General features: G+C 39.3%; 13 protein-coding genes and 3 pseudogenes. 10 read left to right on the forward strand and 6 right to left on the reverse strand.

Features of this window, described 5'->3' with window-relative positions:
- Nucleotides 1–1,098, reverse strand: coding sequence for a Fe(3+) ABC transporter substrate-binding protein (locus M2444_RS24105; RefSeq protein ID WP_094873149.1), 1,098 nt, complete (start codon nt 1,096–1,098; stop codon nt 1–3).
- Nucleotides 1,099–1,673: 575 nt separating this feature from the next.
- On the opposite strand from M2444_RS24105, the gene M2444_RS24110 reads away from it, so the two are divergent.
- Nucleotides 1,674–1,973, forward strand: coding sequence for a hypothetical protein (locus M2444_RS24110; RefSeq protein ID WP_094873112.1), 300 nt, complete (start codon nt 1,674–1,676; stop codon nt 1,971–1,973).
- A gap of 589 nt (nt 1,974–2,562) precedes the next feature.
- Here M2444_RS24110 and M2444_RS24115 read toward each other — a convergent pair.
- Nucleotides 2,563–3,059 (reverse strand): annotated as a pseudogene (locus M2444_RS24115) (acetylglutamate kinase); the annotation flags it as partial.
- A 294-nt stretch (nt 3,060–3,353) separates the two neighbouring features.
- On the opposite strand from M2444_RS24115, the pseudogene M2444_RS24120 reads away from it, so the two are divergent.
- Both M2444_RS24120 and M2444_RS24125 read left to right on the forward strand, forming a co-directional pair.
- Nucleotides 3,354–3,629, forward strand: a pseudogene (locus M2444_RS24120) (DUF2935 domain-containing protein); the annotation flags it as partial.
- 340 nt (nt 3,630–3,969) lie between these two features.
- Nucleotides 3,970–4,164 carry a DUF2933 domain-containing protein gene (locus M2444_RS24125; protein WP_094873110.1) on the forward strand — a complete coding sequence of 65 codons (195 nt, stop codon included), beginning with the start codon at nt 3,970–3,972 and terminating at the stop codon, nt 4,162–4,164.
- Nucleotides 4,165–4,245: 81 nt separating this feature from the next.
- Here M2444_RS24125 and M2444_RS24130 read toward each other — a convergent pair whose 3' ends face one another.
- Nucleotides 4,246–4,752 carry a hypothetical protein gene (locus tag M2444_RS24130; RefSeq protein ID WP_256989973.1) on the reverse strand — a complete coding sequence of 169 codons (507 nt, stop codon included), beginning with the start codon at nt 4,750–4,752 and terminating at the stop codon, nt 4,246–4,248.
- Between the two features lie 4 nt (nt 4,753–4,756).
- Here M2444_RS24130 and M2444_RS33620 point away from each other — a divergent pair.
- From M2444_RS33620 to M2444_RS33625, 3 genes and pseudogenes are all read left to right on the forward strand, one after another.
- Nucleotides 4,757–4,977, forward strand: a pseudogene (locus tag M2444_RS33620) (transposase); the annotation flags it as partial.
- Nucleotides 4,978–5,203: 226 nt separating this feature from the next.
- Nucleotides 5,204–5,656 carry a putative iron-sulfur cluster-binding metallochaperone gene (locus tag M2444_RS24140; RefSeq protein ID WP_094873107.1) on the forward strand — a complete coding sequence of 151 codons (453 nt, stop codon included), beginning with the start codon at nt 5,204–5,206 and terminating at the stop codon, nt 5,654–5,656.
- Between the two features lie 236 nt (nt 5,657–5,892).
- On the forward strand, nt 5,893–6,195 hold the full coding sequence (locus tag M2444_RS33625; RefSeq protein ID WP_280788238.1) for a hypothetical protein: 303 nt from the start codon (nt 5,893–5,895) through the stop codon (nt 6,193–6,195).
- A 212-nt stretch (nt 6,196–6,407) separates the two neighbouring features.
- Here the strand turns inward: M2444_RS33625 and ku are convergent, their stop codons facing one another.
- Both ku and M2444_RS24155 read right to left on the reverse strand, forming a co-directional pair.
- On the reverse strand, nt 6,408–7,241 hold the full coding sequence (gene ku / locus M2444_RS24150) for a non-homologous end joining protein Ku (RefSeq protein ID WP_179281708.1): 834 nt from the start codon (nt 7,239–7,241) through the stop codon (nt 6,408–6,410).
- A gap of 106 nt (nt 7,242–7,347) precedes the next feature.
- Nucleotides 7,348–7,689 (reverse strand): helix-turn-helix domain-containing protein, encoded by a 342-nt coding sequence (locus M2444_RS24155; protein WP_094873104.1) that lies wholly within the window; start codon nt 7,687–7,689, stop codon nt 7,348–7,350.
- A gap of 215 nt (nt 7,690–7,904) precedes the next feature.
- Between M2444_RS24155 and M2444_RS24160 the strand changes: the two genes are divergently transcribed.
- A complete protein-coding gene (locus M2444_RS24160) occupies nt 7,905–8,228 on the forward strand; it encodes a hypothetical protein (RefSeq protein WP_094873103.1) in 324 nt (107 codons plus the stop codon).
- Here the strand turns inward: M2444_RS24160 and M2444_RS24165 are convergent.
- Nucleotides 8,223–8,441, reverse strand: a complete 219-nt coding sequence (locus M2444_RS24165; protein ID WP_094873101.1) for a helix-turn-helix domain-containing protein — start codon at nt 8,439–8,441, stop codon at nt 8,223–8,225. The genes M2444_RS24160 and M2444_RS24165 overlap by 6 nt on opposite strands.
- A 147-nt stretch (nt 8,442–8,588) precedes the next feature.
- On the opposite strand from M2444_RS24165, the gene M2444_RS24170 reads away from it, so the two are divergent.
- Genes M2444_RS24170 through M2444_RS24180 form a run of 3 tightly spaced genes read left to right on the forward strand, consistent with a single transcriptional unit; the run spans nt 8,589 to nt 12,226 of the window.
- A complete protein-coding gene (locus M2444_RS24170) occupies nt 8,589–9,263 on the forward strand; it encodes a TnsA endonuclease N-terminal domain-containing protein (RefSeq protein ID WP_094873100.1) in 675 nt (224 codons plus the stop codon).
- Entirely contained in the window at nt 9,250–11,229 is a 1,980-nt protein-coding gene (locus tag M2444_RS24175) for a hypothetical protein (protein ID WP_094873098.1), read from the forward strand. The genes M2444_RS24170 and M2444_RS24175 overlap by 14 nt, the downstream gene beginning before the upstream one ends.
- 34 nt (nt 11,230–11,263) lie before the next feature.
- Nucleotides 11,264–12,226 (forward strand): AAA family ATPase, encoded by a 963-nt coding sequence (locus M2444_RS24180; RefSeq protein ID WP_094873097.1) that lies wholly within the window; start codon nt 11,264–11,266, stop codon nt 12,224–12,226.
- Nucleotides 12,227–12,228: the final 2 nt, after the last annotated feature.

Below are 12,228 nucleotides of genomic sequence, written 5' to 3' on the forward strand. Positions count from 1 at the left end.
TTATTTCCAGCCTGTTTTGTTCATGATCTCAATCGCCTTGGCATTGTGAACGCCCAGTTTGTTGAAATCGATTTGCTGCGCTTTGAAAGTTCCCCAGGTTTTGAGCAGTTCAGGCAGCTCTGTTTTTGCATTTACCGGGAACTCATAGTTTTCATTGGTAACCATGGTCTGCGCTTCTACGCCGGTCAGGAATTCAATGAGCTTCAAGGCATTTTCCGTATTCTTGCTGTGTTTGATTACTCCTGCGCCGCTGATATTTACATGAGCGCCTGTTGTTTCCTGGTTCGGGAAGAATACACCGATGTTTTGCCCGACCTTCACTTCTTCAGGATCATCCGAGTTCAGCAGCAGACCTACATAGTAAGTATTCATAATCGCAACATCGCCCACACCGGCAACGATAGCTTTCGCCTGGTCACGGTCGTTTCCTTCAGGAGTACGGGCCAAGTTGGCAACAAGTCCTTTGGACCACTCTTCAGCGTTCACCTCTCCGTTCAGTTCAATGAATGACGACAGAAGGGACTGGTTATACAAGCTTGAGGAAGGACGGACAAGTACTTTACCTTTCCAAGCAGGGTTTGTCAGATCCTCGTAGGTGGACAGTTGTTCGGGTTTAACCCGATCCTTAGCGTATACAATCACACGGGCGCGTGTGGAAAGTCCGATCCACTCATTGTCGGGATCACGAAGTTCTTGAGGTACGTTTTGATCGATGGTTTCCGAAGTTACCGGCTGAAGCAATCCGGACTGCTTGGCATTGTTCAATACGCCTCCGTCAACGGTAAGGAACAAGTCAGCCTGTGTGCTTTCTCCTTCACGCTTAAGACGCTCAATCAATTCCTCTGCTTTGCCATCGATAAGATTTACTTTGATTCCGCTTTCCGCAGTGAATTTTTCATACAGCAGGGCGTCTACGTCATAACTGCGAGCGGAATAAACATTTACTACTTGCTCAGCAGCCTGTGCAGTTGCAGTTGGCTGGTTCTCCCCCGAGTTAACGGCGCTTGTTTCATTGGTCTTGTTGGCGCCGCAGCCTGCCAACAGTCCGACAGTCAAGATTCCTGTAAGCAATGGAACTAAAAACTTTCTATTCATCATACCAATATTCATCATACCAAAACATCCCCCTGAAATTATAATGATTCTCATTCTCATTCTCATTCTCATTAAGGGATATGATAACTTTTATGATCTCTTTATGTCAATAAAAATAAAACTCAATTATCAAGGAAATTCAAAAAGAAATTGAAAACGAGCATCTTTAGCCACTTCCTTGTTGAATAAATTCCATATATAAGAATTTTATGAGTTTACACAAACTATTCCCGAAATTGCATCCGTTTGACATAGCGAAACTGAGGCAAAGAAGCAAGGATTTGAAGTCATGGTTGGAAAGTTCCATTTGCTACGAGTGAGCGTACTTTCCTTTGAGTGCGTTCGAAGGAGGTTTGTGTCAATTAACAAACACTTGAGTGCATCAATAGAATTGATTCAAGTGCTATCTTTACTGAAGAAATTAAAAATGTTATAGAGAACGAAACTATTAGTAATGCCAGGGCCATAGCTAACTTTTCTTCCAGCATACTTCCACTACTGATAAGAACACCTACGGTTTCACTCCAAATTGGAAATGCTATAACAGCAGTTAGTGTAACCCCGAACAGCGGGCAGTCATGGCTTCAGCTGCTCGTCACCTACTCGATCAGATAACTAAGATTCCTGGAACTGATGAAAATGGAAAAATCGATGCTGTCGCGCTTGATAAGTGGATTTCTGAAGTTCGTCGCCTATGCCGCCAGTTCGCTCGTGCTGAGAGTGGCGATCAGAGTATTGGCCAATTACTCTCCAAGACTCCCGTTGGGGAAAATGGATTGTGGCCATGTGAAGTAGTATGTGAGGCGATGGAGAGTATTGTATCGTCAGGAATCGAAAAAGGGTTTCATAAAGGTGTTATTAATTCTCGCGACGCATAATGGCTTAGCGGCAAGATATTGTTCAGCGGATATTCGTGTTGAATCAGTTAATCATCCTACATGAGAAGAATAGAGCGGAGCAGATAAAATGGTGTTCAGAATAGTATTTTAAATGAATGAATTTGGACTTTTGGAGTAAAGGTGGGGTAGATCATCCTTATCCTTATGATGTGACTGATGACCCGCTGTGATTAAAATGCTGGTAAATTTAACTTTGACGTTAAATTATGCTACTTAATTTAGGCTCCGATTCTCCCCGGTAGTGCATACTCTGTTACAATTACCCTGTCTAATGATTTCCGGTACGCTCTATGCCAGCAAGGATAGATGTGATGGAGTAGCTTTTCTTTGCTTGAATACAGTATTCAGCAACTTCCGTACAGGCAATCCCGCCAGCTTCGCGGCGTTATGGTTCAGCAGAAACACCTCAGGTATATAATTAAAATTCAAATAGGTTAGCCCACTGCCGATTCCGATTTAAAATTACCGTAATCTAATACATTAATTGGCCCAAAAAAAGCCCTCATTTTTTCCTCTCCTAAGAGGAGAAAGAATTGAAGGCTTTTTGCCGGGATAGTATCTTATCATTTCAAAACAATTGTGGAAATTGTTTTATCACTCCGTCAGTAATTGCATCCGCCATTTCTAAGGCTTCCCTCTCAATTTTGTCAAACACCTGAATACCAGACTTGTAATCTTGATTCAGAATCGACAGCGCTTCTGATTTAGTTAATGCCAGATGTTCATAGAACATTTTCCTGAATTCTTCTTTCGATAAATATGGATTAATGCGGCTTAGAAATTCCACGATCTCGTCTGCGTTAGAGTACCATCTTTTCTCTGCATCTGCCGCGGATTTTTTATCGCCAGCCTTTGCTGCTTTTACAAGATCCGCAGCGATTGTTAAGTGCTCTTTGATCAGATTACTGTATGTTTTCGCTGTACTGTCTCCATAGAAGGGTTTGAGTGAATTCCCCATATCGGTGCGTTTTGGAGGAGACGTGTTAAAACAAAATCGGTGTCAGGTAAATTAAAAATAATACTAATGATAGCCATTCTGGTCCATACAACATGTTGTTCCCATAGTAACAACCCGTCTTGTTAGAAAAGTTGGTACTTGATTTGGAATAATATAAGGTATACCTTGTGTGGAATATCTAAATCCCCAATAAGGATACATACTCTTTAGCCTCCTTTGAATGTGTTCCCACCATATTATGGTTAATACGCCCAAAATGTTCAAAATTCGTAGAGAACAAATACAAGACAAAAAAGAAAAAAGACAAATAATCTTGAGCATAATGGAACAAGCAAGCGCCATATATTTTTGGAAATGAGTAAATCTTAGGGGTTGTGTAAGTAACATTAGTTATTAACAGAATGGGTGGAGGGATTTATTTGTCAGACGCCTTTGTGGCCCGGTCACTAGATGAAATTCGTTTTTGGTCGCGAATTATGAAAGAACACTCTTTGTTCCTTCGATTAGGCTTCAGATGCGAAGATACTCAATTGATCAATGAAGCTAATCATTACCAAGCTATTTTTGAAGACATCGAAAGAAGAGCTCATTCTTTCCAAATGAACACCGATCCTCAAACGATCAGAGAATTTAATGTAGAAGTACACAATGCCGCCGCCCCAGTAGCGGCAGTTAGGAGTCTTTCTCGTGCTATTTGTTTACTCGTGTCCATCTAATTGCAGGAGAGTTTCTGCTTGTGTTCCTAGCTTCATTTGATCGGAATCGCAAGTGCATTCTCTTAACATCATCAATAAAGCCTCCGAGTCTATCCTGAAATCTGTTGACGAGCTAAAGGAAACTATCAGTTTATGTAATCTATAATTATTAGTCATATCCTTCCCTTAAGAACAGTGAGTGGGTCATTTTTTTGATTATCAATAAATACATAGAATGCACATTCTTTCAACATTATATCCACATATAAGTTTACTAGAATATAAATATAAAAAGAAAACAACTTAAATAGGAGGAATACAAATGGATTGGTCTTTATTGCTGTTGTTGATTTGTCCGCTGATGATGATATATATGATGATTGGAATGAAAGGAAGCCATGGTACTGACTCTCGGTCAAACCAATCTATGATGGATTGGACACTTCATCAAGATTTTAATGAGTTAACGGTGGAGAACGAACGGCTGGAAAAACAACTTTTAAGCCTTACCAAATAGCAAATAAAGAGATAGCCCTAAGCGACTTGTGCTTATGAGCTATCTCTTTTGCTGATTATCAAAATCTAATTAATTTCTTAACTAAGAATTGAGTTTATGTCGGTCTGATCCTATATGAAACATTAAACCGGCAACAGCCCCCAGATCTATAGAGAGAAGTGAGCGATAGCTTTGGTTCAATTGAATTAGGTCTTGCCGCATATCCAAATATGCAGACCATGAACCTAATTTGATGTTACGGCCAAATAGAAGGTTATAGCCGTTTAAAATCGCTGTATTGAAGGGTGGAAACAAGGTGGGGTGAAGGAAATATAAGATGTTAGCTGATGCGGGACCTAAACCTTTAATACCTAGATTGTCCAAGTGGTTAATCTCATCAAGGATATCTTTTTCTTCATGGGTCTGAGAAATCTGTTTTAAAAAATGTCCAAACGCAAGTTGATGTTCATCATTTTCATAAATATCGGGGATTCCAAGCTTTGGTTTCCAATAAAAAGCGTGAGCTGCTCCTTTGAAAACTTGCTTTTGTTTGCATATCGCTTCCATCACAAATTCAAGTGAAGAACCTTTAAAGTCGTTTCCAAACACCCTCGCCAGACAGCTCGAAGAGATTCTGGCTGAAGTTGAGCGTTTACTGTGACAAATTCCGGGCACTGGGGAGATGCTTACCGTGCCGGCGTGGCTGTAGTTACGTTGGCGGGATTTCTTGCGGAAGTGGGGGATCTAAGCGGTTACGAGTATAGACAGCAGATTATTCGGCTGGCCGGACTGAACCTCAAAGAGAACAGTTCCGGAAAGAAAAAAAGCAAGTCAGAGGGTAAGCCGTCAAAAGAAGGTGTGGATATCCAAAGTGCGATCACAGGAAGTATCCATGGGCTGGGGACAAAGTTCCCCAATCTCTATTCCCGCCACCGGCTTCACCAGAAAATATTGTCATCCTTACATGACTTCTCCATCTCTCAACAAGTCAATGGCTGAAAATCTAAGAACGAATGAGCAAACAAGAGAAAATATTAATTTATAGTGGGAGTGATAAAAAATGGATAACTGTTGTCAAACATCCGTTGAGAAGCCAACAACACCTTTACAATGTCCTACTTGTCATCAAAAGGGTAAAAGTATTCAATTGATTACACTCAAGGCTATGCTTCAACCAACCGCATTAGAAACCATCAACCCTGAATTACCTTACTCTTTTTGCACTAATTCATCTTGTGAAGTTGTATATTTTAGCGATGTGCAGACCTTTGGCAAAGATATGCTCAAAGTATCGGTATTCCAAAAAGACGATGCATTGGATGTACCTGTTTGCTACTGCTTTGGATGGACAAGAGAACGCTTAATACAAGCTGTTCAGGAAAATCAGCATCCAATTGACCATATACGAGAACAAGTTCAAGCTAATCGTTGTGGATGTGAGGTCAATAATCCCCAAGGAGCCTGTTGTTTGGGCAATGTCACTACATTCATTCGGAGCCTTGACAAGAGTTAGTCGCTTGTCATCTATTCAGCAACAATTCTTACGAAAAGAGAAGGAAGACGATATTCTGATGTAATTGATAACAATGTAGGTAACTTTGTGTCATTTATGTAGGCAACATTGTGTCATTGGACAGCTGTGCTGTAGATAACGCGAGCCGATTGAACACCGCTCATGCCCATTAGCAACGCAGCCCGCAATGATTCTAATCAAAGGTGGAGCATTCCTAGAGATTGCTGGAGCTTTGCATGTTATCGCTTTTGATAAAACATGAACCCTTAACGGAAGGGAATCCGCTCGGTCGCTTTTTCACGGGCAAGGATTTTCCAGTAATGGGGGGCTTGGTTCACACTGGAATCCCTGGAAACGACTTCGCCATCCAATGGAATTTTCTCTCCTGGTTTGACGATCATGATTTGACCAATGGAGACTTCGGCTACAGCTTTCCTAACTCATTTCCCACCTTCTTAACCCATACATCGGATGGAGATAAATCCATCAATCAACGAATGAATACGAAGTTTGGGCTTACGAGATGGAAGTGGAGATAGTTTATTACAGGTAAATGACGCATAGGAAGCGATTTGCCTTCTTTTCATGCTTAGTGAAAGAGCTACCCTCTTATACAAAAAGGGAAGATTAATGAAGCAACATTTATTCACTTTCTCCAATGTTCCCGAGGAACAAGGAAGACATGTAAATAGCTAAGAACATCGCGATCTAGGCAAGTTCTTAGCTATTTGTATTTTTTAGTTTGTAGTCGCTATCCTAACTTTTCTTTAGGGGTACCGCGTCCACTTTCCTTAGTTGATGCTACCTTTTTCTTTCCTTTGTTCATTTTAACGCTTTCTTGAAGCGCTTCTAATAGATCAACGACAACATTAGTTTCTTGAACGGGCTTCAAAACAATGTTTTGGCCGGCAATTTTAGACTGGATAGCGGCCAGTAATCTTTCTTGCTCCGGATTGGTATAAGAAGCTAAATCTGAAGTCCCTGACATGCCCTTAACGATCTGTAAGGCTAACTTCAACTGATTGGGATCGACTGAAATGTTGTTGGGGATGTTGGGAACATTCTCAGATGGTCTAATTTCATTCGCGTAGTACATGGTGGCCAATTGAATACAAGTTCCATCAATAGGTTTCAGTATACATAATTTTGTGCTAGAACGAAGCGTGAATTTGGCGATCGCCAGTCTTTTCGATGCCTCAAGGGCCTTAAGAAGTAAATAGTATGCATTACTCCCGTGATTATCAGGTCCAAGAAAATAAACCTTCTGAGTAAACATTAAATCCACTTGTTCTTCCTTCACAAAATCAATAATCCGTATCTGCTTGCTAGCATCTTCTTGAATTTGATCTAGCTCATTTTTTTCGAATGTTACATATTGATTTGTATCAAGTGGATAGCCTTTAATTAGATCTTCCGGTTCAACTGAGCTTTGACATGTGGGGCAATAACGCTGGTTTTTGATTGTGCCATGGCAGCTTTTGTGGAGAAGATGAAGAGCAATCTCTTTCTCCTCCGTGGCAGCATATAATTTAACCGGTATGTGAACTAATCCAAAACTGATAGCACCTTTCCATATCGTATGCATGGGAGCACCTCCTAAAGTTGCTAGTAAAAAGTCATTCCCATTAATTAAACAAATAAACCGCTTCTCCATTTATAGGATTGCGGTTTATTTGTTTTATTGATATCGTTCATTTTTCGAAAAATTCATTTAGCAATACATGAACCTTCCGTAGATCACTCTTTTTCAAAGATACTAGCGTGTCCATTAATTGATTTAACAAAGCGTCCTTCTCATTTAAAACGGACCTTTGATGTTTAGTATATACGAACAAATCAATAATCTGAACTTCAAGAGCATCGGCGATTTTCAGTAAATTTACTAATGTTATGTTTTTTTCAGCTCTTTCAACTCCACCAATATATGAAAAGTGAAAGCCAGCCTTCTCAGCAAGTTGCTCTTGCGACAATCCTTTTTGCTTTCGAATATCTCGGATTCGTTGTCCAATTTTCTGGATTATTGAAGTTTCCATGATTACACCTCTATATGTAAGTGTAAACAATGGAGCTGATGGGATACACGTATATATACATATCATAATATTAAAATGATATGTATACGTATTATTTTATGTTAAATGGTTATAGTGATTATTGAGTACATCAACTAGATAGGGAAAATGAAGACCATTCCTTTCAAGCTGATGTTTTGGAGAGCAATGGGTAAAATGCAAAAGAGGTGAGGGTGATGAGTAAATTGAATTTAACAATTATATTGGGACTAGCCACTGTCTCGAAGAATGGATTAGAGTTTAACGGGAAGATTTATACCAACGCTACAATGTTAAAATTCCATTGGTTTAAAACCGCTCAAATAGAGGGTCAGTGGGAAATACCGATTTTTTTCAACCCTTGTGACTTGACAGAAATTATGTTGTTTGACATTGATTCAATAACCTATGCAAACATTATTGAACCCTCAAGGAATGTTAACCCTGAGATGAAACAACTATATCATGATGCGATTAATTCTTTGAAAAAGAGATTGAAAGAGTCAAAAAAGAAATTATGAAATGTTGATTAAGTCTTGAATCGAAGTGTCTAATGCTTCTGCAAGTTGAAATAAAAAGTGGACTTGAATTCTTTGTCGCCCAGCCTCGATATTGGCAATTGATGGTCTAGAAATATTAAGTTTTAAACCAAGATCTTTTTGTGTGATGCCACGTGTCACCCGACTTGAACGAATATTGCCCCCAATTATTTTGTACCAATAGTCTTCATTCATTATTTTAACTCCTCTCTTAATCTACTAACTATAGTATTTCCAAAGAGAGAATTAATTAGTATATTTCTAAAAACATTTATGTGGTGGGTTTGGAATCCAAACTATAGGGAATAAGGATATTCAGAATAACGTAGAAGGGGGTTAAATATGAGAGTGCCTATAACTGTGCCTCGGAACAAAAGATACGGTAATAATTATTGGAATTCTGAAGGTCCTAAAGTAGAGATGCGGGAAGTCATTCTCTATAGTGACCTAGAGTTTGATCATTGGTTACTAGTGGAGACTAATCCTCTGGTAGAAATTTATTGTGAACAACATAAAGAAATAAGTTTTGTAATCGATGGAAAGTTACACACTTCAATCTTTGATATGTGGATCAAATATACGAATGGTGAGGAAGAATATACTGAAGTTAAATATGAAAATGAATTAGTTCCTACACATCCTAATTACACACGGAATATGCGACAAATCCAGGCACAGAAAGAATGGTGTGAACAGGAAGGTGTAGCTCATAAACTGATGACTGATAAGATAATCCGTGTTCATCCAATAGGTTTAGAAAACCGACTAAAGATGCTCTCAGCTGTTAAAGCTCAACATTCAAAAGAAAAAACGGAAGATATTTTAAAAAATATCTCCAGGTTTAAGCAAACAATCGGTTCTCTACATGAGCACATGAATGGGAAATACAACTTAGGCGACGTCATGGCTGCATGTTACTGGTTAACCTATACAGGTAAAACTCTCACGAATATTAATGACCAACTTTGGAGCTTGAGTACGGAGATATGGAGGGCTGAAACCGATGCGAATGATTGAAAAGGAAGGTCTTCTTACTGATCAGATTAATCCTGAATTTTGGCCTACAGTCGATGAATCGTCCTTGGAAGCAGATGATCTATTAATTTATCAACAGCGTAAAGAGGCTGTAATGCTGTATTTCAAAAGAGAAGCAAGCCAGATGAAGATTTATGAAATCACGAAAGTCAGTCCTCGAAATTTACGTCGCATAATCACTAGATGTATCTCTCGTGACCCAAATGGTGAAGCTTGGGGTTTCCGAGCATTAATACCAAACAAAACTACAAAGAACTATGCTTTAAACATGATGGATCGAAAACAAAATTCGTCTCGAAAATCTGGTGAATTTAAGTTGTTGCTTGAAAAATATCCTGATATTAAGGAATTGATCGACGATTTGTACCTTGGCCGGAAAAGAAGGTCACTCGAACCGGCTATGAAGCCCTTACATATTCACAAAAAATTTGTAGAGGCATGCAAAGAGAAAATGATTCCATTAAGTCAATATCCATTTAATACAGACCGTCTAGGGAGCCGTGCACTATATCGTTACCTCCGTCGATTGGGGCAAGATTACTTTGGTAAGGCAGCTTCGAGATATGGTCATGATGCTGAACAAAAAGCCAGAAATAGTGGTAGAGGGGAACAAAATCATCCAATTACCCGTACTCCTTATCAACAAGTTCAATTTGATGCACATCGAATTGATGGTGTTTTCTCGGTTGAGTTAGTGACACCTGAAGGGGAGACTGTTGTATTAATCCTGGAACGATTCTGGATTTTAACGATAATTGATGTCGCGACACGAAATGTCCTAGGGAAATACATTTCTTTAAATAAAGAATATAGTGCGAGTGATGTTATGATGTGCATTCGAGATGCCATTATGCCCCATGTACGTCCACAACTCACTATTGATGGCCTTACCTATAATGGTGATGGAGGATATCCATCTGAAATTTTCCCTGAGGCCCAATGGGCTGTGTTTGATGTGATTTGTTTTGATAATGCCAAGTCTCATTTAGCTAGCTTAGTAAAAGATCGATTACGGCAATTGCTCGGATGTACAACCAATCTAGGTCCTGTGGATTTACCTATGAGAAGAGGTATTATCGAACGATTCTTTCAAACCTTAGAGGAATCAGGGATTCATCGACTACCAAATACTAGCGGAAGTCATCCTAAAGATCCAAGAAGAACCGATCCAGAGAAAATGGCGATAAAGTATCACATCACCTTTGAACATTTGAAAGAACTGGTCGATGTACTGATTTCTAATTACAATGGAACGCCTCATGGTGGCATATACCATCAATCGCCATTGGAGTTATTAGGTAAACGGCTTGCGAACGGAATGATTCCACGACAGCTTGATGAAAATAACCGCAGCGGGTTATTGTTTCTTCAAACCACAATAAAAAGAACGGTAAGAGGTTCCTTAAAATCAGGGAAGAGACCTTACATTCAATTTGAGGGTGTGGAATATCGAAGTGATCGTCTTTCACAGAGCGCTCACTTGATAGGTTCAGAAATTTCCCTTCATGTAAATGTCGATGATCTTCGTACCATTCGTGCTTTTCATTCTGATGGTAGTGAAATCGGATATCTTACTGCAGCGGGGAAATGGTCCATTTCACCTCACACCTTACAGACTAGAAAGGCGATCAATCGCTTGGTAATACGCCGATTAATTCATCTTACACAGTGGGATGATCCGATTTTTGTTTACTACAGTTACAATATGAATTTAGCCAAGAGCGGTAATAAGAAGAGTGCCAACAAGGTAACCCAACTTGAAGAGGTAATCAAAGATTCCTTTCCTTTTATGGACGGTGTCTCAGAACGGGATGCAGCATTACAACATGCAGTTAAAGTGAATGAAGCACTGGACAAAGCAAGAAAAACCGTAAGAGATAACCAAGATCAACAATCCGGTAAGATGGAAGAGTTTCTTGCAAATTACAAGACCATTAATTCTAAATAACCTACTTACATTTCAATTTTTAGGAGGCCTAAAAATGGAAAGACCAAAACTGCCTCTGGGTACACATCCAGTTGAAATGGGCGGATACATCCTTCCTACTATGGAGGTAAAACGGTTAATGGAAAGATTGACAAGAGTTGTGATGAATCGTTTACCAGGAATGATTGTCTACGGAAGGCCACGAATTGGTAAAACGAAATCTGTTGAGTTTGCATTAAATTATCTGCCAACGCAGATAGGAGAGAACTTTCCTATATTGAGAACAAGGTGCAAAAGTTATCGAGTACCGACTGAAGAAAAGTTTTTTGGAGACATCCTTAGTGATTTTAAGTTCTCATTCCCTGCGAAACGAAGTCCGACCGCTATGCGACAACAAATTGTTAATTTAATGTTGGAGCAAGGAGAGAGATCAAAACTTCGGAGGGTTATGCTTGTTATTGATGAAGCTCAAAGATTGACTGAACTTCAATATAACTGGCTAATTGATATCTATAATGATTTGGATAGTGAAAAAATCAGTATGACGGTTATATGTGTTGGTCAGTCTGAGCTGATAGATCGAAGAACATATTTCCTTGAAACAAAAAAATCTCAAATCATTGGGCGATTTATGACAAATGAGCATGAGTTTTTTGGCATACGCACTTTGAAAGAAGTTGAGCATTGCCTAATGTGCTACGACGAAGTATCGGAATACCCAGAAAATAGCGGGTACACCTACACTCGCTATTTTTTTCCTGAAGCATTTAGTAAAGGATATCGACTGAAACAATGTGCTAAAGAGGTTTTTGACATTTTTAAAGATATTCGTAAGGAACATGGTTTATCCAAAAAAATGGAGATTCCTATGGAGTATTTTATATTTTCCATAGAGAATGCACTAAAGCTTAATGGAGCAACAGGAAGAGAAGTTGAATGGTTGACAACTAACCACTGGAAAGAGGCAATAAATAATTCGGGATATATAGAATCCGAAGTGTTTATGGCATTGGCATAGGA

The sequence above is a fragment of the Paenibacillus sp. PastF-3 genome, from assembly GCF_029893135.1.
Lineage (GTDB): Bacteria > Bacillota > Bacilli > Paenibacillales > Paenibacillaceae > Paenibacillus_AQ > Paenibacillus_AQ nitricinens.